At 63.7% G+C, this 25,841-nt stretch carries 20 protein-coding genes; 11 read left to right on the top strand and 9 right to left on the bottom strand.

The window, feature by feature from the left end:
- Window positions 1–116 precede the first annotated feature (116 nt).
- Window positions 117–2,555 carry a TonB-dependent receptor gene (locus tag ELY13_RS10190; protein ID WP_164549771.1) on the top strand — a complete coding sequence of 813 codons (2,439 nt, stop codon included), beginning with the start codon at window positions 117–119 and terminating at the stop codon, window positions 2,553–2,555.
- A 96-nt stretch (window positions 2,556–2,651) separates the two neighbouring features.
- Here the strand turns inward: ELY13_RS10190 and ELY13_RS10185 are convergent, their stop codons facing one another.
- Window positions 2,652–3,494, bottom strand: a complete 843-nt coding sequence (locus ELY13_RS10185) for a type 1 glutamine amidotransferase (RefSeq protein ID WP_164549770.1) — start codon at window positions 3,492–3,494, stop codon at window positions 2,652–2,654.
- A 34-nt stretch (window positions 3,495–3,528) separates the two neighbouring features.
- Entirely contained in the window at window positions 3,529–4,539 is a 1,011-nt protein-coding gene (gene qhpR, locus ELY13_RS10180) for an AraC-like transcriptional regulator QhpR (RefSeq protein ID WP_126173805.1), read from the bottom strand.
- Between the two features lie 212 nt (window positions 4,540–4,751).
- Between qhpR and ELY13_RS10175 the strand changes: the two genes are divergently transcribed.
- Window positions 4,752–6,173 carry an NAD-dependent succinate-semialdehyde dehydrogenase gene (locus tag ELY13_RS10175; protein WP_126173804.1) on the top strand — a complete coding sequence of 474 codons (1,422 nt, stop codon included), beginning with the start codon at window positions 4,752–4,754 and terminating at the stop codon, window positions 6,171–6,173.
- Complete coding sequence (gabT, locus tag ELY13_RS10170) at window positions 6,170–7,462, top strand: 4-aminobutyrate--2-oxoglutarate transaminase (protein ID WP_126173803.1); 1,293 nt, start codon at window positions 6,170–6,172, stop codon at window positions 7,460–7,462. The genes ELY13_RS10175 and gabT overlap by 4 nt, the downstream gene beginning before the upstream one ends.
- Before the next feature lie 22 nt (window positions 7,463–7,484).
- On the opposite strand, the gene ELY13_RS10165 is transcribed toward gabT, so the two are convergent.
- Genes ELY13_RS10165 through ELY13_RS10150 form a run of 4 tightly spaced genes read right to left on the bottom strand, consistent with a single transcriptional unit; the run spans window position 7,485 to window position 11,176 of the window.
- Window positions 7,485–8,495: an AraC family transcriptional regulator gene (locus ELY13_RS10165; protein ID WP_126173802.1), complete on the bottom strand. Its 1,011-nt coding sequence runs from the start codon at window positions 8,493–8,495 to the stop codon at window positions 7,485–7,487.
- Window positions 8,496–8,535: 40 nt separating this feature from the next.
- The gene (locus tag ELY13_RS10160) at window positions 8,536–8,856 is read right to left on the bottom strand and encodes a 2Fe-2S iron-sulfur cluster-binding family protein (protein ID WP_126173801.1); all 321 of its coding nucleotides are present in this window, start codon (window positions 8,854–8,856) and stop codon (window positions 8,536–8,538) included.
- Window positions 8,853–10,289: an aldehyde dehydrogenase family protein gene (locus ELY13_RS10155; protein ID WP_338142327.1), complete on the bottom strand. Its 1,437-nt coding sequence runs from the start codon at window positions 10,287–10,289 to the stop codon at window positions 8,853–8,855. Before ELY13_RS10155 ends, ELY13_RS10160 begins: the two co-directional genes overlap by 4 nt.
- A gap of 2 nt (window positions 10,290–10,291) precedes the next feature.
- The gene (locus tag ELY13_RS10150) at window positions 10,292–11,176 is read right to left on the bottom strand and encodes a fumarylacetoacetate hydrolase family protein (RefSeq protein WP_126173800.1); all 885 of its coding nucleotides are present in this window, start codon (window positions 11,174–11,176) and stop codon (window positions 10,292–10,294) included.
- A gap of 134 nt (window positions 11,177–11,310) precedes the next feature.
- Here ELY13_RS10150 and ELY13_RS10145 point away from each other — a divergent pair, with 134 nt between their 5' ends.
- From ELY13_RS10145 to ELY13_RS10115, 7 genes are all read left to right on the top strand, one after another.
- The gene (locus ELY13_RS10145; protein WP_126173799.1) at window positions 11,311–12,114 is read left to right on the top strand and encodes an acetoacetate decarboxylase family protein; all 804 of its coding nucleotides are present in this window, start codon (window positions 11,311–11,313) and stop codon (window positions 12,112–12,114) included.
- 17 nt (window positions 12,115–12,131) lie between these two features.
- Entirely contained in the window at window positions 12,132–13,334 is a 1,203-nt protein-coding gene (locus ELY13_RS10140) for an NAD(P)/FAD-dependent oxidoreductase (protein WP_126173798.1), read from the top strand.
- Between the two features lie 81 nt (window positions 13,335–13,415).
- A complete protein-coding gene (locus ELY13_RS10135; protein WP_126173797.1) occupies window positions 13,416–15,113 on the top strand; it encodes an amidohydrolase in 1,698 nt (565 codons plus the stop codon).
- Window positions 15,114–15,146: 33 nt separating this feature from the next.
- On the top strand, window positions 15,147–16,337 hold the full coding sequence (locus tag ELY13_RS10130) for a cytochrome P450 (protein WP_126173796.1): 1,191 nt from the start codon (window positions 15,147–15,149) through the stop codon (window positions 16,335–16,337).
- 65 nt (window positions 16,338–16,402) lie between these two features.
- Window positions 16,403–18,073, top strand: a complete 1,671-nt coding sequence (locus ELY13_RS10125; RefSeq protein WP_241233638.1) for a tannase/feruloyl esterase family alpha/beta hydrolase — start codon at window positions 16,403–16,405, stop codon at window positions 18,071–18,073.
- A gap of 108 nt (window positions 18,074–18,181) precedes the next feature.
- Window positions 18,182–19,345, top strand: a complete 1,164-nt coding sequence (locus ELY13_RS10120) for an MFS transporter (RefSeq protein WP_126173794.1) — start codon at window positions 18,182–18,184, stop codon at window positions 19,343–19,345.
- Window positions 19,346–19,422: 77 nt separating this feature from the next.
- Window positions 19,423–21,129 (top strand): amidohydrolase, encoded by a 1,707-nt coding sequence (locus ELY13_RS10115; protein WP_126173793.1) that lies wholly within the window; start codon window positions 19,423–19,425, stop codon window positions 21,127–21,129.
- A gap of 185 nt (window positions 21,130–21,314) precedes the next feature.
- On the opposite strand, the gene ELY13_RS10110 is transcribed toward ELY13_RS10115, so the two are convergent.
- Genes ELY13_RS10110 through ELY13_RS10100 form a run of 3 tightly spaced genes read right to left on the bottom strand, consistent with a single transcriptional unit; the run spans window position 21,315 to window position 24,351 of the window.
- Window positions 21,315–22,376 carry an ATP-grasp domain-containing protein gene (locus ELY13_RS10110; protein ID WP_241233634.1) on the bottom strand — a complete coding sequence of 354 codons (1,062 nt, stop codon included), beginning with the start codon at window positions 22,374–22,376 and terminating at the stop codon, window positions 21,315–21,317.
- Window positions 22,373–23,581: a tyrosine/phenylalanine carboxypeptidase domain-containing protein gene (locus ELY13_RS10105; RefSeq protein WP_164549768.1), complete on the bottom strand. Its 1,209-nt coding sequence runs from the start codon at window positions 23,579–23,581 to the stop codon at window positions 22,373–22,375. Before ELY13_RS10105 ends, ELY13_RS10110 begins: the two co-directional genes overlap by 4 nt.
- Window positions 23,578–24,351, bottom strand: coding sequence for an N-formylglutamate amidohydrolase (locus ELY13_RS10100; protein WP_206436027.1), 774 nt, complete (start codon window positions 24,349–24,351; stop codon window positions 23,578–23,580). Before ELY13_RS10100 ends, ELY13_RS10105 begins: the two co-directional genes overlap by 4 nt.
- Window positions 24,352–24,663: 312 nt before the next feature.
- On the opposite strand from ELY13_RS10100, the gene ELY13_RS10095 reads away from it, so the two are divergent.
- On the top strand, window positions 24,664–25,779 hold the full coding sequence (locus tag ELY13_RS10095; protein WP_164549767.1) for a trypsin-like peptidase domain-containing protein: 1,116 nt from the start codon (window positions 24,664–24,666) through the stop codon (window positions 25,777–25,779).
- Window positions 25,780–25,841 lie beyond the last annotated feature (62 nt).

Genomic DNA, 25,841 nt, shown 5'->3' with positions numbered 1-25,841 from the left:
GCCGCATAATGGCCGAAAACGTCAAGAGTATGACGGACGCTCCCACTATCCGGATGAGAGAAGAAATCTGAGCAAGGGGCGGTCTTATGTATTCCTTCTTTTCTCGCTATCGGTCGGTGGTTCGGAATACCGCTTCGGTACTCAGTATCGCCATCGCGAGTTGGGCTGGGGCGGCTCAGGCTCAGGTCCAGGCACCAGCACAAAATCAGGTGCCGGGCGGCGATCCGGTCGCAAACGTGCAGGTGCAGCCATCCAATCAGCTTGAGGCGATCATCGTAACGGCGAACCGCCAGGCCCAAAGCCTGACGGACGTGCCGATCAGCATCACTGCGTTCACACAGGAAACGCTCGACCAGAAAGGCGTGCGGCAGGTCGACGACCTTACGCGACTGACGCCAGGCGTCGTGCTTGATCGCAGCGATACCCGCAACGCTGCGTCGGCCCGGATTTCCATTCGCGGTATCGATTCATCGGCCGGTGCAGCCACGACCGGCATCTATATCGATGACACGCCGATCCAGGTCCGCCAGGTCGGGTTCGCGTCGTACAGCGTCTTTCCCGCGATTTTCGATCTTGAGCGAGTGGAAGTCCTGCGCGGCCCGCAGGGAACCCTCTTCGGCGCCGGTTCGGAAGGCGGGACGGTCCGCTTCATCACGCCCAGACCGGACATCGATAACGTCCGCGCCTACAGCCGGGCGGAAATTGCCACGACCAAGAACGGCGACGAAAGCTTCGAAGCCGGCGCCGCGATCAACCTCCCCCTCATTGCCAACACGCTGGCGGCGCGGATCAGCGGGTATTACCGCAAGGACGGCGGATACATCGACCGGGTGGAATTTTCCCGTCCGACGATCACTCGCGGCGTGATCACCGACCCGGCCGAAGTCGAATATGTTGAAGAGGAGGACGTGAACTCCATCAACACCCTGGTGCTCCAGGGGTCGTTGCGCTGGGAGCCATCGGCCTATGTCACCGTGCTCCCGTCGGTTTTCTTCCAGAAGGTAGAAACCGGGGATGCCAACATCTTCTGGGAGAACTTTTCCGACCGTGAGAATGGCGATTTCCGCCAGGGCAACGCGCTTGGCCAGCCAAGCAACGACAAGTTCGTTCTTCCGTCGCTCAATATCGAAGTCGATCTTGGCGGCGTCCAGCTGGTTTCCAACACTTCGTACTTCTATCGCGACCAGTCCGCGATCAACGACTACACGACGTTCGAAGCGGGGATCTACACCGGCAGCCCGTATTATCCGCAAGGCAACTATGCCCGCGCGTTTCAGTACAACTCACAGGAGAACTGGACGCAGGAGGTCCGGCTGCAGTCGGCCAATCCCGATGCGCGGCTGTCCTGGGTGATCGGCGCGTTCTACACGCACAACAAGCAGCGCGCGCAGCAGTTCGTGGAAGATCGCTTCCTCGATGACAATATTCCCGGATTCCTGCCGTTCCCCGTGTTCCAGGCAATTTTCGGCGGCGTCCCGCTCGATCAGGGGCTTTACACTTTCGTGCTCGATCCGGCCGAATCCATCGACGAGCAGTTTGCCGGCTTTGGTCAGGTCGACTTCGCTTTGACCGAAAGCCTGACGCTGACCGCCGGCGTGCGCGTCGCCAAGACCGATTTCTCGACCGAAGCCAGCTTCCGTGGCCCGGTCGTGGGGCCTGTGCCGGCGGTCGACAGCGGGTCGCAAAGCGAGACGCCGATTACTCCGAAGTTCGGTCTCTCCTACGAACCGTCCGATGACCACCTGTTCTACGCGACCGTGGCAAAGGGCTACCGCGTCGGCGGGTACAACCCGAAGGTTGGTAACCTGTGCGGGCCCTTCCTTGGGGAGATCGGACTTGAGGACCGGCCGGAGAATTTCGGCTCAGACAGCGTCTGGAGCTACGAGATCGGGTCAAAGAATTCGCTTCTGGAAGACAGGGTGCAGATCGAAGCGAGCGGCTTCTATATCGACTGGTCGAACATCCAGCAGCAGGTAACGCTGCGCTGCGGATTCCAGTTCGTCGACAATCTCGGTTCGGCGACCAGCAAGGGCTTCGACGTGCAGTTCCAGGCTGCGGTGGGTTCCAGCCTCACGTTGGGCGGCTCAGTCGGCTACACCAAGGCGGAATTCAACGAGACCGTCTATGCCGGTTCCACGAGTGCGGGGGTCGTGCCGCTGGTATTCGAAGGCGACGATATTCCGCTCAATCCCTGGAAGATCTACCTGAATGCCCAATACGACTATGACGTGACCTCCACCATCCCCGGGTATGCGCGCGTCGATTTCCAGTACCAGTCGCGGCAGAACGCGCTGACGCCGGCGACGAACCCCGACCGGGGGCCCAACGCGACGAACTTTGGCACCAATATCGATCGGCAGGACGCAACGCTGGTGTCCGTGCGCACGGGCGCGCGGCTCGGCGATCTCGACTTGTCGGTGTTCGTCAACAACCTGCTGGATTCGGCGCCGCTTCTCAGCCGGGGACCGACCGTGGGGCCGATCGGGACGGCAATCTTCCAGGTTTCCACCTACCGGCCGCGTACGTATGGCCTGACAGCGGCGTTTCGCTACTGACCAGGTATCACCGGCGGCCCGGGCCGCCGGTGATGAGAAAAAGGGCCGGTCGCGCTGCGCGTCCGGCCCTTTCCGCTTCCAATCTCCCGAACAGGTTCAAGTCGCTCTGAGCACCTCGTGCTCGATCCAGGCGATGATCTCGCCATTGCGGATGCGATCGTCGAGAATGTCCTCGTCGATGCCCAGTTGCCAGCGAAGGCCCATGTCGCCGGGGTTCTCCGTCAGCCGTTCCAGCTTGTCCAGATAGGCCTCCATCTCTGCCTCGCTGGCGAAGAAACCTTCCTTCACCATATCGCCTGAATAGAGCCGATAGAGCTGGAGCAGTTGCAGAAGATCGAATTCGGGGTGGTATTGCACCGCCCAGACCGCGCTCTTGCCCACGGGGATGACCGCTGCCTGTATCGCGCTGTGGCTGTTCGATGCCAGCAGTTTGGCATTCTCCGGCAGCCGCGTGACTTCATCGTAGTGGATGCAGGGCGCATCGAAGACTCGCCCCTTCAGCGTGAACATCGGGTGATCGCGCCCATGTTCATTGGGCAGGATCTTGCGCGCGATGCCCACTTCGCGGCCGCGCGGATTGTATTCCACCATTCCGCCTGCCGCCATGGCCGCGATCTGAAGACCCCAGCACGACCCGAAGATCGGGATACCCGTTTCGGCAGCCTCCCGCACCAGATCTATCTGGTTGGTGACGGCGAAATGCGGGTCGTAGGCATGGAGGGATGATCCGGTGATCACCAGCCCATCGTAATTGGTCCAGCCACGGCCGTCCGGCAAGGCAGCGCCTTCGTCCGCGCCATTCAGGACGTCGAGTTCCAGGGTGGGAAAGTGACGCAGTATGGCTTCCGCATAGATTGCGCTGGAACTGCGCACCCCGAGCTTGGCTCCAAGAGCGCGCTTTTCGGCCGTGTTCCCTTCCAGAAGGACAAGTCGAGGCAATTTCAGTCTCCGAAAGAGGGCTTAGTCGATCCGCTCAGTTGATCTTCTGGGCAAACCGTTTGCGAAATTCCTGCGGTGAAATGCCGCTCCAGCGGTGGAACGCGCGCGTGAAGGTGCTGTGTTCCGAATAGCCGAGCCGCAAGGCGATCTGCGAAATGGAAAGATCCGGCTTCGTCTGGAATTCAAAGACGGCTTGCCGCATCCGGCATTCATCCAGCACCTGCTGAAACGAACTGCCTTCGCTGGCCAGCTTGCGGCGCATCGTACGGCCGGACATCCCCACTTCCCGGGCAACCCTCTCCTGATCGATCGAGAGCCGATCAAGGTCGCGGTAGACCACGCGCGCCAGTCTTTCAGCCAGTGGGGTGCTGCGATTGCGCTGTGCGACGGCCCGACTCAGCTCGCGGATCGGCGCTTCTGCAAACTTCGGTTGCAGCCGGCAGTCCAGCAGACGCGTCGGAAACCGCAGCATGTTGAATTCGGCACCGAAGCTGCACGGCGCGCCTACAACCCGGTCGATGTTACCGGCCATGTCCGCCTGCGAAGCTTCGAAGTGGAATTCCACTTGATCCCATCCGTCGGACGAGCCGGCGCGGATGATCTGCCCGAGTATGCCCAGGCTGAACATGGCATCGTGATGGCGCGGCCAAATTTCGGGATCGAGGATGCGATAGCTGATCGAAGCGTTCTGCTCATCGCAATCGAGGCGGATGTCGGTGCAGTCCTGGAGCAGCTCGAAATATTCCACGAACCGCTTCAGCGCCAATCCGACTTTGGTCGACGCCTTGATGGCATCGCCCACTGCGCCAAGCGACGCGATGTCGTAATGCTGCCCGACCAGCCAGGGAATCGCGACGTCCCTGGTCTCACACACCAGCCGCTCTGAAAATGAGACGAATTCGCGCAGCGGGATGGGCGAGGGGCCCCGCAGCGCACGTGGCGGAACCGCTTTCAGTGCTTCGAGCCGATCGATGGCATAGCCACATTCACGAAGCTTGGATCGCCAGCCGTCCAGAGCGGTGCCGCGTACACTTACTTCATTCATGAAGACCCCCGTCCGCAATTTTCGAAAGGCTAACAGCGGGCATTCGGCACGGATTGATCGATTGTATCAGTAAATTGACATTTCAATTGCCGTTCCATTGCAGGGCGGAAATCGGCCCGGAAGGAGAATTGACCGCTCCGGCCAAGTCGCGGGGCAAATAGGGCGCGAAAGAAGCGCACTCCCCCCTTCTGGGCGTACGCAGGGAAAGAGACGTGCAGGATATTCTCGAAAGGATCAGCGACCCGGAGGGTTCGCTCGCCGTGCTGGACCCCGCCACCGGCAAGACGATCGCGCATGTTCGCACTTACGCCAAAGGCGAAGTAGCGGGCATCATCCGCCAGGCGGACGAAGCACGGGGGGAATGGGCGGCCCGCACCGCCAAGGAACGCGCGAACCTGCTGCGTGCCTGGTTCAACCTGATCACGGAGCGGAAGGAAGCGCTGGCACAGCTCATGACCGCCGAATGCGGCAAGCCGATTGCCGAAGCGCGGGGTGAGATCGCTTATGGCGCGGCCTTCGTCGAATGGTTCGCCGAAGAGGGCAAGCGCGCCTATGGCGAGACCATACCGACCTTCGCCTCCGGCAAGCGATTGCTTACGATCAAGCAGCCGGTTGGCACGTGCGCCGCGATCACGCCGTGGAACTTCCCGATGGCGATGATCACGCGCAAGGTCGGCCCGGCGCTGGCGGCGGGCTGCGCAATCGTGGTCAAGCCAGCCGAAGCGACGCCGCTGTCCGCACTCGCTCTTGAGCATCTGGCGCGCGAAGCCGGTATCCCGGCAGCGCTGTTCCGCGTGGTTCCAACGAACGATCCGGCCGATGTCGGCCGCTTGTTCTGCAGCGATCCCCTGATCCGGAAACTCAGCTTCACCGGGTCGACAGCGGTCGGCAAGATCCTGATGGAGCAAGCCGCACAGAACGTCATCAAGCTCAGTCTGGAGCTTGGCGGGAACGCGCCCTTCATCGTGTTCGACGATGCCGATGTGGACCAGGCGGTGGAAGGTGCACTCGCGTCCAAATACCGCAACTCCGGGCAGACATGCGTCTGCGCCAACCGCTTTCTGGTCCAGGCCGGAATCCACGACGCGTTTGTGGAGCGGCTGACGAAGCGCGTGGCTGAACTCAAAGTGGCACCGGGGGTCGAGGAAGATTCGAAGATCGGGCCGCTCATCAACGCCTCGGGGCTCGGGAAAGCGGAAAGCCTGGTGCGAAGCGCGCTGGATGCCGGCGCGGTCGCGCGGACCGGCGGCGCACGCTCGCCAGTGGGTGACAATTTCTACCAGCCTACGGTCCTCACCGGCGTCACCGCGGACATGGAGATCGCCGCGGCGGAGATATTCGGCCCCGTCGCGCCGGTCATCCGCTTCGAAACCGAGGAAGAGGCGATCCGCGTCGCCAATGGCACGCCCTATGGGCTTGCCGCCTATTTCTACTCGCGTGATCTGGCGCGCGCCTGGCGGGTGATGGAAGCGCTGGAATTCGGCATGGTCGCCGTCAACGACGGGATACTGTCTACCGAGGTCGCGCCTTTCGGCGGCATCAAGCAATCGGGGCTGGGCCGCGAAGGCTCTCGCCACGGTCTCGATGAATACCTTGAACTCAAGTATTGTCTGATAGGAGGCATCGACCGGTGACGAGCAATTCCGAACTTTGGGCCCGGCGCGAAGCCGCAGTGCCGCGCGGCGTCGCTTCCATGCACCAGCGCTTCTTCGTGCGGGCGGATAATGCCGAAGCGTTCGATGCCGAAGGCAAGCGATACATCGATTTTGCCACGGGTATCGCGGTCTGCAATACCGGGCACGGCAATGCGCGCATCGTGGACGCGGTAAAGGACCAGCTTGACCGTTTTTCCCACTGTTCCTTCCAGGTCACGCCTTATGAAAGCTACATTGCTCTTGCGGAGCAGTTGAACGCGCGTGCACCCATCGAGGGCGATGTGAAGACGATCTTCTTCACCACTGGTGCCGAAGCGCTGGAAAACGCCGTGAAGATTGCGCGCGCCGCCACCGGACGGCGCGGTATCGTGACGTTCCAGGGCGGCTATCACGGGCGCACGCTGCTGACGCTGGCGATGACGGGCAAGGTCACTCCCTACAAGGCGCGTTTCGGGCCGATGCCGGGCGACGTGTTCCACACCCGCTTTCCCATCCCGTACCACGGCTTCGACGATGCCCAGGCAATCGAGGGACTGAAGGCGCTGTTCGCTTCCTCCATCGAGCCTTCGGCCGTTGCCGCCATCGTGCTGGAGCCTGTGCTGGGTGAGGGCGGATTCTACACCGCGTCCTATGCCTTTTTCCAGGCGCTGCGGGAGATATGCGATGAACACGGCATCCTGCTGATCGCGGATGAGGTGCAGTCCGGCTTCGCCCGCACGGGAGAACTGTTCGCGATGGACTGGGTGGCGAAGGAAAACGGCGTCAAGCCCGACCTCATGACCATCGCCAAGGCAATGGCGGGCGGTTTCCCGATTTCGGGAGTAATGGGCCGCAGCGACCTGATGGACGCGCCCGATGCAGGCGGGCTTGGCGGCACCTACGGCGGTTCGCCGCTGGGCTGTGTTGCGGGGCTGGAAGTGCTCAAGATCATCGAGGAAGACGATCTGAACGCCCGGGCGCGCCACATCGGGTCTGCCATCAAGGCGCGGATGCGATCGCTGCAGCGGGGCGGGCTGGAGGTCATCGGCGACGTTCGCGGTCCCGGCGCCATGGTGGCGGTGGAGTTCGTCCATCAAGGGGATCCCAATCGGCCGAATCCCGAACTGACCCGCAAGGTCGTGACGCAGGGCGCGGAAGAAGGGCTGCTGATGCTCTCCTGCGGGCTGCGCGGCAACGTACTGCGTTTCCTGCCAGCGCTTACGATGCCGGACGATGTCCTGGAGGAAGGGCTGGACCGGCTGGAGGCGGTGCTGGAGCGGCTCGCCTGAACGCGGCCCTCAGCGAATGTTGCTACGATCCGAAGTGCTTCCTGAAACGCGCCGGGGTCTGTCCGCTGTCGATCTTGAAGGCGCGGATGAAGCTGGCGCTTTCGGCATAACCGGTAGCAACGGCGATATCGGCGATGCTGCGGCGGCTTTCAATCAGGAGTCTCGTGGCCGCTTCCATTCGGCGGCGATGCAGCAGGTCGCGCCAGCACAGCCCTTTCTGCTGCAGTCCCCGCTGTAGCGTCTGTGACGAAAGTCCAAGGGCATGAGCGGCATCGCCAAGGTTCAGCGGACTTGAGATGTCCGCGGAGGCGAGCCATCCGTCGAGCCTTGCGACGACATCGTCTTCCCCGGGGCGGGCGCGGGCCTTCCGCTGCAAGTGGTCGACGAGGATGGGGAACAGCTCGGGGCTGAGCATCTGGCCGGGTTCATTCAGCACGCCGGCATCGAAGGAAATCGAGTTCGCGGATTGCTCGAAGAACACGTCGCAACCAAAGAAATCGCGGTAGCGCAGGTATTCTCCCGCTTGCGAGTGTTCGAAGCAGACCTCTTTCACAGGCAGACGTCCGCCACAGAAGTTCTTGGCCAGGGTGTAGGTGGTGCCGATCGAATATTCCGCATCCTGGCGCCTGACACCCAGTCCGGGATCGAGGATGAGATATTCGAACGTCGCGGTCCCGCCATCGACGCGAAAGGCATTGCGTGCCGCTTGCTGCATCGTGTCGAGATACCGCACGAACGCGTGGAACGCATCGCCGAGACTGGGTGCCGACAGGAACAGGAAGCTCAGCGGGCCAAGGCTGTCTGCGCTGGCAAGCCGCCCGGCTTGCAGCCCGAAGTGCAGGTTCTGCGAGTGTTCGGCTGCTCGTTCGAAGAAGCGCAGGAAGTCCTTCAGCGGGATCGTGCCCTCGCGGTCCTCCAGTGCGTGACGGCACAGTCCGAATTCCGCAAGCAGCGGCGTGCAGGAGTGGCCGGCAAGTTCCACGCAGTTCGCGATGTGGCGAAGAAATAAAACCGAGATTGTCGGTTCGGTCATACGCGCAGATTAGGCCGGGCAGTCCTTTGCGCAAGCCATGTCAGTCTTCCGGTGCGATCGTCAGTCTGCAGGGAGTAGGCAGATCCGCCACCGAAACCTGGCACGACAGGCGCGACGTCGCCGTCCGGTGCTCCGAACTGTCGAGCAAGTCGTCCTCGTCATCCGAGGGGGGAGACAATTCCGCAAACACCGTGTCGGGCAGGATGACGTGGCAGGTCGCGCATGAACAGCAGCCACCGCACAGCGCCAGCAACTCGTCCACGCCGTTGTCGCGCAAGGCTTCCATCAGGGTAAGGCCGTCATCCGCCTCGATCCGCATGGTCTCCCCATCGCGCAGGGTTACCTCGATCGTCTTGCTCATTGCGCGCTCCCGGCTCCGCCATAAACGGACTTCACTTCGAGAAATTCCTCCAGTCCGAAAACGCCCCATTCCCGCCCGTTGCCCGATAGCTTGTATCCGCCAAAGGGTGCCGCGCTGTCCAGCCCCGCCCCGTTCAGGTGCACCATGCCGGTGCGCAGGCGTGCAGCAATCCGGTTCGCAGCGGCGATGTCCGCGCCCCATACGTGGCCGGAAAGGCCGTAGGGGCTGTCGTTCGCAATCCCGATCGCCTGTTCCACATCGTCGTAGGCGATGATGGCGAGAACCGGCCCGAAAACCTCCTCGCGCGCGATCGTCATGTCAGGGGTTACATCGGCAAAGATGGTCGGGCGGACGAAAAAGCCGCTGAGCCCGCCGGGTTTCTCGCTTCCGCCGGCGACCAGTCGCGCACCTTCCTCTACCGCTTCGTCGATCATCGCGATTACACGCCGGTACTGCGCTTCGTTGGCGATCGGGCCGAGGTCGGGATTGTCTGCCGGAAGCCCGACCGTCAGGCTGCGCGCGGCGTCAGCGGCAAGCTCGCAGACCTCGTCCAGCGCCGCCCGCGGGACGAGCAGGCGAGTGGGTGCGTTGCAGCTTTGTCCACTGTTGAGCATGCAGCTGCTGACGCTTTCCCGGATCGCTGTCCCTAGATCGGCATCCGGCAGAACGATGTTGGCCGACTTGCCGCCAAGCTCCAGGGCGACGCGCTTGACCGTGCGCGCTGCATTCTGCCCGATAGCTATCCCTGCGCGCGTCGATCCGGTGAAGGATACCATGTCTACGTCGGGATGCCCCGTCAGCGTCTCTCCCAGATCCTCGCCCGTGCCGTGAACCAGGTTGAACACCCCGGCCGGCAGGCCCGCTGCATCGATGATCTCCGTGAGGAGAACCGCGTCGAGCGGAGCCAACTCGCTCGGCTTCAGAACCATCGTGCAGCCGGCTGCCAGCGCCGGGGCAACTTTGGTCGCGATCTGGTTCATCGGCCAGTTCCAGGGCGTGATGAGCGTGCAGACGCCAATCGGTTCACGGCGGACAAGCGTCGACCCCAGGGTTCGTTCGAAGCTGTAGCTTTCCAGCAGGCGGATGATCTCATCGAAGTGCTGGGGCCCAGATCCGGCCTGAGCGCCGCGGGCGAGCCCGATCGGTGCACCCATTTCCGCGCTGATGGCATCGCCGATCTCGTCGCTGCGCGCCTGGAGGCCCGCGCTGATCCGCTTCAGCAGCTCCAGCCGCTCGGCCACGCTCGTCTGCGACCAGCCATCGAAGGCGCTGCGTGCGGCGGCGATCGCCTTTGCCGCATCGCGCGCGTTGCCGAGCGCGACGGGCTTGATGTCTTGCCCGCTCGCAGGGTCGACAATGACGCCGCGCTTCGTGCTTGCGGGTTCAACCCAGGAACCGCCGATGTAGAAGCGGGTAGCATCGGGCAGCGCCATTCCTACTCCTCCAGCGCGGACTTGTAGAACTGGGCGCCTTGTCCGCCCGCGGCGCGCTTGCCGCGATGTTCCCAGTCGCCGCCCATGGCCGTGGAAATCACTTCCTCGGATTCGCTGGGCTGTGCTCCCACGTCGTCGCGAATGGGTATGGGGCCTTCGACGATCGTGTTGGACAGTCGGCCCAGGCCTTCGACTTCCACATCCACCACGTCGCCCGGCTGGACCGGCCGGCTGTTGGCAGGGGTGCCGGACAGCAGGATGTCGCCGGGCTCCAGCGTGATCGTGCGGGCGATATCGGCGACAAGGTAGTGCATGTCCCACTCCATGTTCGCCGTGGTATCTTCCTGCACAATCTTGCCGTTGACGTAGGTGCGGATCGTCTTGTCGCGGAAGTCCCATCCGGTCACCAGCCCCGGCCCGACTGGGCAGAGCGTGTCGGATCCCTTCACGCGGAGCATGGATCCGGCGTCCGTATCGCGGAAATCGTGCAGCCCGTAGTCGTTGGCGACCGAATAGCCGAGGATGTAATCGCCCGCATCTGCCGGCGAAACATTGCGGCAGGTCTTGCCGATCACGATGGCGATTTCGCCTTCGTAATTGAGGTACTTGCACCTTTCGGGCCGCACGATCCGGCCCTTGTGCGTGTTGAGCGCGGTAACCGGCTTGTGAAAGTAGGTGGGAGCAGGGGGGAGCTTCGTGATGAACTCATCCACCCGGCTGTGATAGTTGAGATGGACGCAGATGATCTTGCTCGGCGCGACCGGCGGCAGATGGACCGCATCGTCGATCCCGATGCTGCGACCGTCCCTGGTCACGAGCTCGTCCCCCTCGCGCGTGGCCAGAATCGGGTAGCCGTCCAGCAGGATGCGGCGATATTCGACGGTCATTCTCGTCTCCTGTTCAGGGGATGAGCTGGCCTACTGCGATTGCAACCGTCTGGCTTTGGCCGTTGCGGCCAAGCTTCGGACCGGTGCCGGCGACACAATCGCACCCATCGATCCCAATCCGCCAAGAGGACGCAATGAGCCGACTGAAAGGCCTGTTCTATCCCCGCACGCCAACTGGAAAGGCGAGCATCGTGCCGCCTGTTCCGTGGCATTATTCGGGAGAACTCATCACGCTCGAATACCGCACGGATCCTGCCGCGATCGCCGCGCTGCTGCCGGACGGCTTCGATCTTGCGGATGACGATCCCGGCGCGCTGGCGGCAATCTGGGCGGATTGGCAATCAACCGGGGACGATCCCGAACAGCTGCTCGATCCGGTCCGCGTCCAGTACAAGGAGATGTTCATCGTCTGCCGCTGCAAGTTTCAGGGCAAGACCTACACCCGCTGCCTGTACATCTGGGTGGACAAGGAATTCGCCATGCTGCGGGGCCAGCACCAGGGTTATCCCAAGAAGCTGGGCAGCATCCAGATGAGCCGACCGGTTAACGTCGGCAAGGCAGGCCCGCGGCTGGAGCCGGGCGGCACGTTCGGCGTAACGCTGGCGGCGTTCGACCGCCGCCTTGCCGAAGGGCGTTTCACGATCCGCGACACGTGCGAGAGTCCCGGCTTCGTCAACGGTCATCCGATGGCCCACAGCCGCTGGATGCCGGCAATCGAAACCGACGGCACGCAAAGCCTGGACGAAGTCGTCACCATGTCGGGCTTCGATGTGGAGAAGGGGCGCTGCTTCGAGGGCGACTTCGATCTCACCTATTTCGATAGCCCGGTGGAGGAATTGCTGGACATCATGCCGCAGGAGAAGATCGCGGGGTATTGGCACGAAATCGGCGTATCCTGGCGAGCCGGAACCACGCTCTCGCGCAACAATCTGGCCTGAGGGCCGAGGGGCGGTCAATGGCGGAACACGCTTACGACGTCCTGATCGTCGGTTCGGGGCATGGCGGCGCCAATGCGGCCGCCGCGCTGCGTCAGAGAGGCTTTGCGGGCTCGGTCGGCATGGTCAGCCGCGATCGGGAGTATCCATACGAACGGCCGCCGCTGTCGAAGGAGTATCTTGCGCGCGAAAAGCCGTTCGAGCGCCTTCAAATCCGGCCGCTGCGGTTCTGGGACGACAAGCAGATCCGCCTCCTTCCAGCGCGGGAAGTGGTGTCGCTCGACTTCACGGACGCGGCTTGCGCGGGCGCTGTCGAATTGGCGGATGGCGAACGGATCGGCTTCGGCAAACTTATCTGGGCGGCCGGCGGCGTTCCCCGGCGCCTGACGTGTCCGGGGGCTGATATCAGCGGGGTTCACGCCGTGCGTACCCGGGAGGATGTCGATGGCATCATCCGCGAACTGGAAGGCGGCGCAAGGCGCGCTGCCGTGATTGGCGGCGGTTACATCGGGCTTGAAGCGGCGGCCGTGCTGCGCAAGCTGGGCTGCGAAGTCATTCTGCTCGAAATGCAGGACCGCTTGCTGGAGCGGGTTGCAGGCCGGGAGGTCGGCGCCTTCCTGCTGCGCGAGCACCGCCGGCACGGGGTCGACGTTCGGCTGCAAACCACGGTTGCTTGCCTGGAAGGGGAAGCGGGCAAAGTCTGCGGCGTGCGGTTGGCCAACGGTAGCGTCCTTCCGGCGGAAATCGTCATCGTCGGCATCGGCATCGTCCCCGCGGTCGCTCCGCTTGAGGCGGCAGGGGCGCAAGGGGCGAGCGGCGGAGTGCTGGTCGACGAATTCTGCCGCACCTCGCTTCCGGATGTCTACGCGATCGGCGACTGCGCGGCTCATGCGAACGTCTCCGCACGCGGGCAGGTCGTCCGGCTGGAATCGGTGCAGAACGCCAACGACATGGCGATGGTCGCCGCGCGGCATATCTGCGGTGATCCCGTCCCTTACCAGGCTCTGCCGTGGTTCTGGTCGAACCAGTACGACGTCAAGTTGCAGACGGCCGGCCTTACCCTCGGCCACGATCGGGAAGTCGTGCAGGGCGATCCGGCGGACGGGAAGTTCTCCGTTCACTACTTCCTGGGCGACGACCTCACGGCGGTGGATTGCATCAACGACATGAAAGCCTTCGTCCAGGCGCGCAAGGCGTTGCTACCCATGCGGCATCTCGCCTGAACGGCGGCCGATTGGCCGCATCGGCCAAGCCAGAAACGGCGATTGGAATTGTCTTGTCGTCATAGTTTTGGAGAGTGAACCATGCGAGCAGGCAAGTACCTTTTGGGAGCTGCGCTCCTGTTTTCCGGAACCGCGCAAGCCCAGTTCAACGAACCCAGACCGGTGCCGCCCGCGGAAGCGGACATCATTCTCGAAGACGCGCAGATCTATACGCCCGATGGCTGGGCGCGCGCCCTTGCCATCAGCAACGGCGCGATCGTTGCGGTTGGGGATGAAGCCGCCGTGGCCCCCCATCGCACGCCGCAGACGCGGGTCTTCGACCTTGACGGCAAGATGGTGATGCCGGGCCTGCACGACATGCACGTGCACCCGCAAGGAGCGGGACTCGCCGAAAAAGCCTGCGAGATTCCGCACGGTTCCTCGCCCGACGCGATATTCCGGATCGTCGGCGAGTGCGCCGGCCGCGCCGGCCCGGGCGCATGGATCACCGGCAGCGGATATCAGAACGATTCCTTCGGGAGCACGCCGCCGCACAAGTCGATGCTGGACCGTGTCGCGCCGAACAACCCCGTCCTCCTGCGCGACATCAGCGGTCATAGCGGCTGGGCCAATTCGGCCGCGCTCAAGCTGGCTGGGATCGATCGCAATACGGCCGATCCCGAGAACGGGATCATCGAACGCGGCGCAAATGGCGAGCCCACCGGGGTGCTGCGCGAATCTGCCGCCTCGCTCGTTTCGATGAAAATCCCGGAGCCGACTGTCGATGAGGCGGCAGAGGCGCTGTCCTGGTCGCTTGCCAACATGATGTCCCATGGCATCACCGCGTACGACGATGCGGGCGTGTCCGAGACGACCGCGCGCGCCTATGCCCAGTTGGCTGATGCGGGGCGCCTGAAGCAGCGCGTGCGCGGTTGCCTGTGGGGCGGCGACATGGCGCTGCTGGACCGATACATGCTTTATGCGCGGGAGAGGTTTTCGCCCTCTTGCGTAAAGCTCATGCTCGATGGCGTGCCGACCGACGGGCATACGGCCGCGATGGTCGATCCTTACGAGCCGATCGGCCACGACGCGCACGATCAGACCGCGCGGGAGCGAGGCCTGATCATGATCCCGCAGGATGAACTCAATGCACTGGTGACGCAGCTCGACCGGCGCGGTCTCACGGTGAAGTTCCATGCCGCGGGCGACGCGGCCGTGCGCGCCGGCCTGAATGCCATCGAGGCGGCGCGAGCGGCGAATGGGCCGGGCGGGCAATACCACAACGTCGGCCACAACAGCTTCGTGCAGATGAGCGACATCCAGCGCGGGCGGGAGCTCGGCGCGGCGTTTGAGTTCTCGCCTTACATCTGGTTTCCTTCTCCCATCATCGGCGACATTCGCAAGGCCGTCGGCGAGGAGCGGATGAAGCGCTGGATTCCGGTGAAGGATGCCCTCGATGCAGGCGCATTGGTCGTGCCCGGTTCGGACTGGAGCGTTGTCCCATCCGTCAATCCGTGGATTGCGATAGAAACGCTGGTAACGCGCCAGGTACCTGGCGGCGGCGGCGAAGTTCTGGGCGCGCAGGAACGGATCACGCTGGATCAGGCGGTCGACATATTCACCCGCCAGGCCGCCCGGCAGATGAATTTCGACCATGCGACCGGAACGATAGAGGAAGGCAAGCTGGCTGACCTCGTCGTACTCGACCGCAACATTTTCTCGATCCCGATCACCGATGTGCACAATACGAAAGTGCTGATGACGCTGATCAACGGGGAAATAGTGCACCAGACGCAATAGCAAGCTGCGGAAGGAAAGGCAGGGATCGCGCTGATGACCCGGACGCTCGAGTTCGCAGAATCGATCACGATCGAAGCGCTGGAGCGCGATCCCTATCCGATATATGCCCGACTGCGGCGCGAAGCGCCGATCACGCCCGTACCCGCGGCGAACGTGTGGTTCGCGACCCGCTGGGCCGATGTGGAAACTATCGTCAAATCGCCGCGGCTCTTCACAGCCGAGGCGGCGGACTCCCCGGTCGAACGATCGTTCGGAAGCCCGACGATCCTTACCTGCGAAGGTGCCGTACACAGGGAACTGCGCGGCGGGCTGGAGGCCCGCTACAGGGCCCGTGAAGTAAGCGGCTATATCGATGCGCTCGCCCGGCCCATCGCGGAGCGGGTGCTGGACGAATTGCCGCGCGGCGAACCAGTCAACCTGATGGCCCGGTACTTCGAACCCGTGTCCGCTCTGGCGCTGGCGGAGACGCTTGGGCTTGGCAGCGTTCCTGCTGCAACGCTGCTGCGCTGGTTCCATGGGCTATCGCAAGGAGCGATCAACTACGAGAACGATCCCCGCAGGCATGCAGCCTGTCTCCAAACCTGCGCTGAGCTTGAGGCCGAACTGGTGCCGTTGCTGCGCGATCTGGCAGATGCCCCGCAAGACACTCCGCTTTCACACATGTTGCACTTCGCCATGCCCGAAGGGCAATGCCGCCCTGTCGAACGGATCCTGCCGAGTGTGAAGGTGACTCTGCTTGGCGGGATGCAGGAGCCGGGACACGGAGCGGGCACCGTGTTCGTAGGGTTGATGCAGGACCGCCGGCAGTATGAAGCCGTGAAGGATGGCGGGCCGGAGATGCTGCGGAGCGCCGTCAACGAAGGACTTCGCTGGGTCGCGCCGATCGGCACGCAGCTGCGCACGGCGCTGGAAGATGTGGAAATCGGCGGAGTGACCCTCGCGAAGGGCACTCCGATCGCCGCGATCCTGGCTTCGGCCAATCGGGACGAAACCCGCTTTGCGGATCCCGACCGGTTCGACATATTCCGCGAAGAGGGCTCCCATGCAGCGTTCGGGTTCGGCAATCACTTCTGCGCGGGACGCTGGTTTTCGGTCGCGCTGATGGAAATCACGTTGGACGTGCTGTTTGCCGCCTGTCCCGACATCAGGTTGGTCGACGGGCGCAATCCGTCCTTCCGGGGCTGGGAGTTCCGCATGGCACCGGAAATCGTGGTGTCGTTGTGATGCTGCCGCACGGCAGACGGGACGCTGGGAAGAGTGGCGCGGGCAAGACAGGGGCAGAGGTGGTCATGGGAATGTGGCACGCGGTTCGGGGTAACAGACGCGGCGCGATTGCGCTGCTGGCCGCGACGTTGGCGGGATGCGCCAGCCACGCCACGCTGACAGACAGCCGTGCAGCCGTCGCTGGCGCGATCGTCGACGCAGAACAGCGGTGCACCGCGCTGGCGAGCTATAGCGGCTGGGGCGTGAACGTCACGACGGCCCGGCTGACACCCGAAGGGCGAGTTCTGGCCGAGGACGGAAGCGGCAGGGTCGACCCGTCGCGGCCCATCGTCCCGGCTCATTGCCTCGTGCAGGGCGTCATCAACCAGCGCACCGGTGCAGATGGGCGTGAATTCGGAATCGGTTTCGACATGCGCCTGCCGCTGGACTGGAACGGCCGTTTCGCCTTCCATGGCGGAGCAGGGATGGACGGCTGGCTGATGCCGGCGATCGGCGATATCGACGCCACGGTCAATCCGCCCGCACTGACCCGCGGCTTTGCCGTCATTTCCACCAACGGCGGACACAGCGGCTTCTTCACCGACGCTTCTTTCGGCACGGATCAGCAGGCGCGGATCGATTACGCCTACAACGCGCTCGACAAGACGACGCTGCTGGGCAAGGAACTGGTCCGGGCCTTCTACGGGTCGAAGCCCGAGTATTCCTATATGCTGGGCTGCTCAAACGGCGGTCGGCAAGGTCTCATCGCTTCCCAGCGCTTGCCGCTCCATTTCGACGGGATCGTGTCAGGCGATCCCTCGCTGCGCTTTTCCCGCATCGCGATCGACGAGATGTGGAATCAGAACGTCCTGGCGAAAATCGCGCCGCGGGACGAAAGCGGCCAGCCAATCATTTCTCAAGTTTTCTCCGACGCCGACTTGCAGTTGGTGAGGGGCGGCGTGCTCAAGCAGTGCGATGCGCTCGACGGGCTGAAGGATGGCCTGATCCATGACTGGCAGGCGTGCGGCTTCGACCCGGGCGTGCTCACGTGCAAGGGCGGCAAGACTGCGTCCTGCCTCAGCAACGATCAGGTCGGTGCGTTGCGCGCCATGCATGAAGGGCCGCGCACCCGTGACGGAACATCCATCTATGGTCCGTTCAACTACGACACAGGCATCGCTTCGGATGCCTGGCGCGGCATGCGGCTTGGCAGATCGACGAGCGGCCAATCCGATGCGGCCGATGCCACCTTGGGCCTCGGGCAATTCTCCCTTTACCAGCTTACTCCGCCCGAACCGGGTTTCGATCCGAAGGGGCCGGTGGACTGGGATGATGTGCTGGAGCGGGTGCGGCACACCGCTGCCCTGGGCGATGCGGATTCGCCGTTCCTCAACACGTTCGCCAGCCGCGGGAAGATGATCGTCTACAACGGCCTTTCCGATCAGGGCATGGCCTCAAGCGAACTGGTTGACTGGTACGATCAGGTGGTGGACGTCAACGGGGAGAGCGTGCGCGATTCCGTGCGGCTGTTCCTGATACCGGGCATGACCCACTGCCGCGGCGGCGAGGCGACGGACGAGTTCGACATGCTCGACGCGATCCAGGCCTGGGTCGAAAGAGGTGAGGCCCCTGACCGGATCAGGGCCACAAGCCGCTCCATCCCCGGCATTTCCCGCCCGCTGTGCCCCCACCCCAAGGTCGCTCGCTACGTCGGTGGCGACCCCGCCAGCGCCGATAGCTTCGAATGCCGCGAGTAACCGGCCGCACAGGACAAAGGCGGTTATGGCCGGTTCGGCCAAGCCTCGGCAGGTCGCGCTTATAGGTTCTGCACTCCTGGCGCTGTCGCCGCGGGGGAAGGGGGTAGCATGGAGCACCGGACGGATCAGGGGGTGGGTGCCGCGATCATCCTCGGTACGATCGGGGTCCTGAGCTTCATCGTCCAGCCGGGGCTGGTGCAGGGCTTCGTCACTCAATACGGCCTCAGCGAAGCGTCCGCGAACGAGATGGCGTTCATGGAAATGCTCGGGATCGCCGTCGGAACGGTGCTGGCAGCGCTCATCGGTCCGCGGCTTTCCTGGCGCACGCAGACGGTCGCCGCATTGCTGGTTGCAGCCTTGGGCTATGTCCTTTCCGGCATGGCCGCGGGCGGGGACCTTCTCCCCCTCGCGCGCATGGTAGCGGGCTTCGGATCCGGCTTCATCATCTCGATCAGCTTCTCGGTGGTGGGTTCTTCATCGCAGCCGGAACGCAACATGGGGCTCTACCTCGTGCTGCTGCTGACGTACGGAGCGCTGGGCCTCTGGGCAATGCCCAGCATCCTGGACAGCTTCGGACTGGGAACGGTATTTTACAGCTGGGCCATCGCCAGCCTCGCGGCAAGCGCGGTGGCCTGGTACCTGCCGGATGTTACCGGCAGGGCTGGCGACGTGGCACACGATGCCTCCGGAGACGGGTTCGGAAGGGCATCGACGACGACGATCGTGTTCGTCCTTGCCGGTGTTCTCGTCTACAATGTCTCGATCGGCGTGGCCTGGGCCAATCTGTTCCTGATCGGAATCGATGCCGGGATTGCCGAACAGCCGATCGCCAATGGGCTGCTGATCTGCCAGTTCACCGCGGTGGGGGGCGCGCTTGGCGCTGTCTGGTGGTCGGAACGTATTTCCCGGTTCTGGCCGATAGTGGTCGGCACCGTAGGCGGCGCTGCGGCGCTGGCTCTGACGCTGGGCACGCCCGGCTATGGCGCGTTCCTGGTAACGCTGATCGCCTTCAACACGCTGTGGAACTTTGCCCTGCCGTTCATCCTCGGGCTGGCCGCCAGCCTCACGCCGTCCGGTCGCCTGATGTCGACCGCAATCGCTTCACAGATGATTGGCCTCGCCTTTGGTCCGCTGGCCGCCAGTGAGCTCCTGGGCGGAGCGGACAGCTTCGAGCCGGTCAAAATCCTCAGCATTGCCGCGATGATCCTCTCGCTCGCACTATTCGCCTGGCCGCTTCTCGTTCGCAGGGAGGCCGTACCGGTGCAGGCGTGATGCCTGCGCTCGCCGCCCGTTCGCAATCCGCCGCCACCGGGATGTTCCGGGGCTGGCCAGTCTTTCCTGGAGACGTCATGAGAAAAACGCTTTTCGCTACGGCTGCACTGGCCCTGGTCGCCGCCGTCCCCGCACATGCGCAGTTCACGGCCGCGCCGGAATTCGAGCTTCCGAAAGCCGACCTGATCGTCGAGGATGCGACGATCTACACGCCAGGCGGCTGGGCGACATCGATGGCGATTTCGCATGGCGCAATCATCGCCATTGGTGATGCACAGGCGGTAGAAGCCCATCGTGGAGCCTCTACGCAGACGCTCGATCTCGATGGGAAGCTCGTCATTCCGGGGCTGCACGATATGCACGTGCACCCTTCCGGCGGCGGGCTGGCGCAGTTCCGCTGCATGGTTCCGCAAGGATCGAACGCGCAACAGAGTCTGGACTTCATCGCCGGCTGCGTGGCCAAGGCGCCACCGGGCGAATGGATCGACGGCGGGGGTTATCAGAACGACAGTTTCGGAAACACCCCGCCGACGAAGGAACTGCTCGACCGGGTCTCGCCGAACAATCCGGTGCTGCTGCGCGACATTTCCGGCCACAGCGCATGGGCCAATTCGATGGCGCTGCGGATTGCCGGTGTCAACGCGAACACACCCGATCCGGAAGGCGGCATCATCGAACGGGCCGCTGGCGGCGAGCCGACCGGCATCCTGCGCGAAAGCGCGAGCGGCCTCGTGTCCGTCCATGTTCCTGCTCCATCGGAGGAGCGGCTCCGGGCTGCGCTGAAGTGGGCGCTCGACGACATGCTATCCTACGGGATCACCGCGTTCGACGATGCCGGCGTCTTCCGGGCGACCGCGGAGGCTTACGCCTCGCTGGCGGATGCCGGGGAACTGAAGCAGCGGGCGCGGGGGTGCCTGTGGGGGTCGGACGAAGAACTTGTCGCCCAGCGCATGCTCTATGCGCGGGACCGTTTCTCTCCCTCCTGCGTCAAGCTCGTGCTGGATGGCGTGCCGACCGATGGGCATACGGCGGCAATGGTCGATCCCTACCAGCCGATGCATGGGGCGCATGAAGTCGATTCCATCCGGGAGCGTGGACTGCTGCTGATTCAGCAGGACCAGCTGAATGAACAAGTAGCCCGGCTTGATCGCGATGGGCTCACAGTCAAGTTTCACGCTGCCGGCGATGGAGCTGTACGCGCCGGATTAAACGCCATCGAACACGCTCGCCAGCAGAACGGTGTTGGCGGGGCGCTGCATAACGTCGGGCACAATAGCTTCGTCCAGATGGAAGACCTGCAGCGCGGCGCCCGGATCGGTGCCGCGTTCGAGTTCTCACCATACATTTGGTACACTTCACCGATCATCGCAGACATTCGCAAGGCAGTGGGTGAAGAGCGAATGAAGCGCTGGATTCCGATCAAGGACGCGCTCGACGCGGGCGCCTTGGTCGTGCCGGGGTCTGACTGGAACGTAGTGCCCACGGTGAACCCGTGGATAGCTATCGAAACGCTAGTCACCCGGCAGGTGCCCGGTGGCGGCGGCGAAGTGCTCGGCGCGCAGGAACGGATCACGCTGGAACAAGCGATCGACGTATTTACGCGCCAGTCCGCTAGGCAAATGAATTTCGATCACGCAACCGGCACTCTGGAGCAGGGCAAGTTGGCAGACTTCATCGTGCTCGATCGCAACATCTTCACCATCCCGATCACCGATGTGCACAACACCCAGGTCGTGATGACCTACATCGACGGAGAGAAGGTGTTCGATTCCGCCGCGAAGTAAGCGGGAGAACAGGGTGCTCAGGTTCGTGCCGGCTTCGGCCGGCCGAATCTTCCGGTCAGGCACCGCAGAGATCCGAGCTTTCGCAGGGAGATAGGGCTGACAGAGGTGACGAACCCGGCATTTGGTCCCCGCTCAGCCAGGCTGCAACGTCATGGCGAGCGAAACCGCCGCAATGCGCGAGGGGCCTAGATCACCGCAAGCTGGCGGTTGCTGAGGGTGCCGCCATACTGCCTCTGCAAGCGGACCTTGCGCTCCAGATCGTCGATGATCGCGCCAGAGAAATTCACGCCGCTGAGATCTTCCATGTAGTTGATCCCGCCCGGCGTATCGACGTTCACCTCCATCATCTTGTCGCCGGCGATATCCAGGCCGGTAAAGTACATGCCGTCGTCGATCAGCTTCGGGCCGACGATTTCCGCGATGCGCAAGGCGGTCGGGTCCGGCGAAACCATCTCCACCCCGCCGCCTGCCGAAATGTTGGAGCGATGGTCTTCGGTCTGGCTGAAGCGGTGGAGGCAGGCGTAGGTGCCGTCCACCTGCAAGGGCCTGCCGTTCAGGGTGATCATGCGCAGGTCGCCCTGCTTGGCGGCCGGGAGATACTCCTGGACGATGGCGTACCCATCCCGGGTCACGGCTTCCACGATCTGGTTGAGGTTCTCGCGGTTCTTTTCGCTGATGATGAACACGCCTTGCCCGCCCGATCCCTGCAGCGGCTTGATGACTCCCTTGCCGTCATGGGCATCGAGAAAGCGCGCAACTTCGGCCGGTTCCCGCGTGATCGTCGTTTCGGCGCGAACGGCCTCGGGAAAGCCCTGGAAGTATGTCTTGTTCACCGCGTCGGTCAGATGCTTGGGATCGTTCAGCACGATGGTGTCGTTCAGCGAGGCAAGCTGCGCGAAGAGCAGGCTGGACGACGGAGCCCAGCTGCGCGTTACCAGTTCTTCGGCCGGATCGCTGCGCAACATCAGGATGTCGTATTCCGCCAGGCGTATCCGCGACCGCTCCATCTCTGGGTCCTGCAAGTGGACGAGATAGGTCTTGTCGTCGTCGAACTCGGCAACTTTGCTCCGCGTCGCCATGGCGCAGATACCGTCGCGCCAATCGTAGATGAAGTCGCCGAGACCGATCAGCGCGACTTCGTGGCCGCGCGCCACTGCCTTTCGGGCAAGGCGGATCGTCGTGTAATTGTCCTTTTCGGTGGCGACGTCGTTCACGACGAAGGCGATCTTGATCCGGGGGTTCGTCATGTCTCGGGACTTTCTTGGTAGAGCGCTTCGAGAGATAGCGTGCGCGCCCGCGCCAGCCGCTCGGCGGCCGCGTGATCTTGAAGATAGGACGGGATGATTTCCGGCGGATGCAGAATGCCGTCCTGGATAAGCCGTTCTAGGCTGTGCAACTGCTTCAGCGCAAACTTGCCGAGAAACAGGATTTGCAGATCGCCATCATGGCTCAGGTAAGCGAGCAGTTCGGCCAGCCCTTTCAGGTAAAGCGCATCCTTGGTCAGCCCGCCGCCGCGCTTTGCCCGTACTGCCGTGTCGAACGCGGTCGCACTGTCGAGCCTGCATTCTTCCACCAGGCAGGCGTAGATATCGGCCCCCTTGCTTTCCTGCACCGCCATGTGAACCGCGACCACGCGGCCGGCCAGCGTGCGCAGGCGGCTCGCGGGAAGATAGCCGGCAAGATATTCGGCCAGAACCGCTAGTCCTTCCTGCAGAACGTCGTAGTCGGCCAGTCCTCCTGCCAGCGTGTGCAAGGGCTGGCGGCTCCCGTTGTACCGGGTGACCGCATGCGTGCCGATCTCATGTTCGATCAGCGGCGCAACCCGGCTGTGGGCGGTACGGAAATCGAAGGCGACGTGGAAATTGCCCATCGCCATGTACAGGGACGTCCCGGGAGTGGGATCGACGATCACCTCACATGAGAAATCAGGATGCCGCTTGCGGTATCCGGCCACGGTCTGCCGCGCGGCTTCACAGATGGCGTCGCTGCCGACGTCCTTGGGGTCGGGAGGGAGGATCGGCACGGTTTCCAGCAAGTCGCGCGCGGTCTGCAGCAGCTGTTCGCTGACATGCCCGAACAAATCGATGCTCGCGATGATGAACCCGTCCAGCCCGCGCATGCGGACCAATTCGATCTGCCGGTCAATCTCGCGCTGCTTTTCCAGCAGGAGAGCCTGGATCAGCGGGTTTTCGATCTCCCGGACGGGGAGCGCGAAAAGCTCTTCCCGCAAACCCGGCGCGTCGTTGATCAGGCCTTCGCCGAACTGGCTGTCGGGCATCTCGCGAAAACCGGACGCCTGGAAACCCGCCCAGATCTCATCGACGTTGGTGGGCGTCAGGCGGGTGAGCCAGTCCACCTTGCGGTCCATCCGCGCCAGATTGCGATCCACCTCGATCGCAGCGGCGCAGAGGCGTGACGCGGATGCTTGCGGCGCTGTGGCTCGGTTGCTCATGCCGGGGCCACGCGGGCCAGGCTCTCCCGACCCTCGCGAACGGCGGCAAGGAAGCCGTCGCGCAGTTCCTGCAGCGCAAGGATGTCGGCGCCGCACCCCCATTCATCCATGAAAATCTTCTTGAATTCCAGCGTCAGCACGCAGGCCGCGTCGCCGTAGGTGGCGTGCAGCCATTCCGGGAAGTTGCCGCCATCTTCCCAGCGGACATTGACCTGGACGTCCGGGGTCCGCCCGCGAACCTGGCGCGACTGGAGGCCCGCCTTGAACCCCTCGAGCAGGTTTCCATACACGTCCTTGTTCAGGGTCGTGGCACCGAGATCAATATCGGGGTTCTCGCTTTGCAAGGCGGGGGAAGCTTCGGGGCCATCGCGCCGGTGATTGTAGCTGTGGAGGTCGAGCACGAGGATGCGGCCGTGCTCGGCGATCATCGCTTCCACCCTTTCCGCTATCAGGCGATAGAACTGCGCGTGGAGCGCGAGCGAGCGTTCGATTTCCTGTTCCGGCAGGTCCGGGTCCCATATCTTGAGACCCCAGGTGTCCTGCGGATCGACGGTGACCGCCTTTTCAGGTGGGCGGTTGAGATCGAATTCGAAACGCGACCGGTTGGCGCGAACGATCGTGTCGCCTGCCGGAAGGAAGAAATCGGTCAGCGGGTCTTCTTCCCGCAACCGCTCCTGTTCGGAAATCGTCAGCCAGGGTTGTAGCGAGCGGCGGATCGTGTGCCCTGCATGGATTGCCGTCACCATGACGGGCCCGTTCTGGATCACCATGTCCCAGGGCGGCCCATCCGCCAGGCTGGCTTGGCTTGCAGGGTTCCCAACCCCTCGTTCGTCGACAGGGGAAGCGGTTTTCGACAGAATCGGCTGCATGGGATGGCAACGCGGCGCCTTCGGCCTCGTTCCGAGGGCAGCCGGGGCAGGTATTGCCGGGCGCCCGCGTGCCGAACGGCCTTTCGTTAAATCGATTTAACCGTCGGACAATGACGCCGTGATGGCCATGCGCCAGATAGGGGCCAGAAAAGATCAATTCGAGAACACGGGACACACATGGCTTCCAAGCGAAAACTTTCCCTGACCCCGGCAATGGCTGCCGTTCTGGTCGGGGGTGCGGCTGTAATGGGCGCGACCGGCGCGGCCGCTTTCGAGAACGAACAATACAGCGTCCCTGCGGTGATCGCCCCTCAGGCGGCGGCAGTCCCGCAGGCCGGCACGCACGCCTCGCTCGCCGACATGGTTGAGGCCGTGGGGGCGAGCGTCGTACAGATTCAGGTGAAGCCGGAACACCAGGCGCAGCGGATGGGCGGGGCCTTCTCCCGCGATGAACGGATGCGCCGATTCTTCGGCTCTCCCATGCCCGAGCGGCAGCCTCATCAGCGCGCGTCGCTCGGCTCTGGCTTCATCATCGACGCGAGCGGGCTTGTCGTCACCAACAACCACGTGGTCGCGGACGCAAGCGTGGTGTCGGTCCAGCTCAGCGACGGGCGCGAGCTGTCGGGCCGGGTGCTCGGCCGCGACCCGAAGACCGACGTGGCGGTCGTGCGGATCGAGGGGGGCGGCGCCTTTCCGGCCGTGCGCTGGGGCGACAGCGATCGCATTCGCGTGGGTGACAGCGTTTTCGCCGTCGGGAGCCCCTTCGGCCTTGGAAACACGGTGACGTCCGGGATCGTCTCGGCGCGCAGCCGCGAACTCGGCGCGGGGCCGTATGACGATTTCCTGCAAGTCGATGCCGCAATCAATTCGGGCAATTCCGGCGGGCCGCTGTTCGATGCGAACGGCCGGGTCGTGGGGGTGAACACCGCGATCTTCTCACCATCGGGCGGCAATGTTGGCATCGGCTTCGCCATCCCCGCGCGCCTCGCGCACGAGGTGGCGATGCAGCTTGCCGAGCACGGCAGCATCGCGCGCGGACGGATCGGCGTAGCGCTGCAGGACGTGACGCTGGATGTGGCGGCCAGCCTTGGCCTTACTGAAGCCGAGGGCGCCTTGATCGCCGAAGTGGAGCGGGATGGTCCCGCCGCGCTCTCGGGCGTTCGGCCGGGCGACGTGATCCGGCGGTTCGACGGCAAGGCAATCGAGGACGGAACCGATCTCGCGCGCGCCGTGGCCGATGCCGCAGTCGGCAGCACCGTGCAAATGGAAGTCCTGCGCGACGGGCGGCGCCTCAACGCCCGGCTGCGGATCGGGACCGACGCTGCCTGATTCGGTCCGCCGGGAACTGCCTCCTCCGATGCTCGTCAGGGTCTGTGAGACGCAGGGGAGGA

Origin of the sequence: Altericroceibacterium xinjiangense (assembly GCF_003958635.1) — a bacterium.
Taxonomy (GTDB): Bacteria; Pseudomonadota; Alphaproteobacteria; order Sphingomonadales; family Sphingomonadaceae; genus Altericroceibacterium_A; species Altericroceibacterium_A xinjiangense.
This window is presented reverse-complemented; position numbering and strand designations above follow the sequence as displayed.

Bases quoted from the DNA above. Each gene is read 5' to 3' on its own strand.
- qhpR (WP_126173805.1), bottom strand. From the start codon at position 4,539: ATGAATGAAGTAAGTGTACGCGGCACCGCTCTGGACGGCTGGCGATCC.
- ELY13_RS10165 (WP_126173802.1), bottom strand. From the start codon at position 8,495: ATGACCGAACCGACAATCTCGGTTTTATTTCTTCGCCACATCGCGAAC.
- ELY13_RS10160 (WP_126173801.1), bottom strand. From the start codon at position 8,856: ATGAGCAAGACGATCGAGGTAACCCTGCGCGATGGGGAGACCATGCGG.
- ELY13_RS10155 (WP_338142327.1), bottom strand. From the start codon at position 10,289: ATGGCGCTGCCCGATGCTACCCGCTTCTACATCGGCGGTTCCTGGGTT.
- ELY13_RS10150 (WP_126173800.1), bottom strand. From the start codon at position 11,176: ATGACCGTCGAATATCGCCGCATCCTGCTGGACGGCTACCCGATTCTG.
- ELY13_RS10145 (WP_126173799.1), top strand. From the start codon at position 11,311: ATGAGCCGACTGAAAGGCCTGTTCTATCCCCGCACGCCAACTGGAAAG.
- ELY13_RS10140 (WP_126173798.1), top strand. From the start codon at position 12,132: ATGGCGGAACACGCTTACGACGTCCTGATCGTCGGTTCGGGGCATGGC.
- ELY13_RS10135 (WP_126173797.1), top strand. From the start codon at position 13,416: ATGCGAGCAGGCAAGTACCTTTTGGGAGCTGCGCTCCTGTTTTCCGGA.
- ELY13_RS10130 (WP_126173796.1), top strand. From the start codon at position 15,147: ATGACCCGGACGCTCGAGTTCGCAGAATCGATCACGATCGAAGCGCTG.
- ELY13_RS10125 (WP_241233638.1), top strand. From the start codon at position 16,403: ATGGGAATGTGGCACGCGGTTCGGGGTAACAGACGCGGCGCGATTGCG.
- ELY13_RS10120 (WP_126173794.1), top strand. From the start codon at position 18,182: ATGGAGCACCGGACGGATCAGGGGGTGGGTGCCGCGATCATCCTCGGT.
- ELY13_RS10115 (WP_126173793.1), top strand. From the start codon at position 19,423: ATGAGAAAAACGCTTTTCGCTACGGCTGCACTGGCCCTGGTCGCCGCC.
- ELY13_RS10110 (WP_241233634.1), bottom strand. From the start codon at position 22,376: ATGACGAACCCCCGGATCAAGATCGCCTTCGTCGTGAACGACGTCGCC.
- ELY13_RS10105 (WP_164549768.1), bottom strand. From the start codon at position 23,581: ATGAGCAACCGAGCCACAGCGCCGCAAGCATCCGCGTCACGCCTCTGC.
- ELY13_RS10100 (WP_206436027.1), bottom strand. From the start codon at position 24,351: ATGGTGATCCAGAACGGGCCCGTCATGGTGACGGCAATCCATGCAGGG.
- ELY13_RS10095 (WP_164549767.1), top strand. From the start codon at position 24,664: ATGGCTGCCGTTCTGGTCGGGGGTGCGGCTGTAATGGGCGCGACCGGC.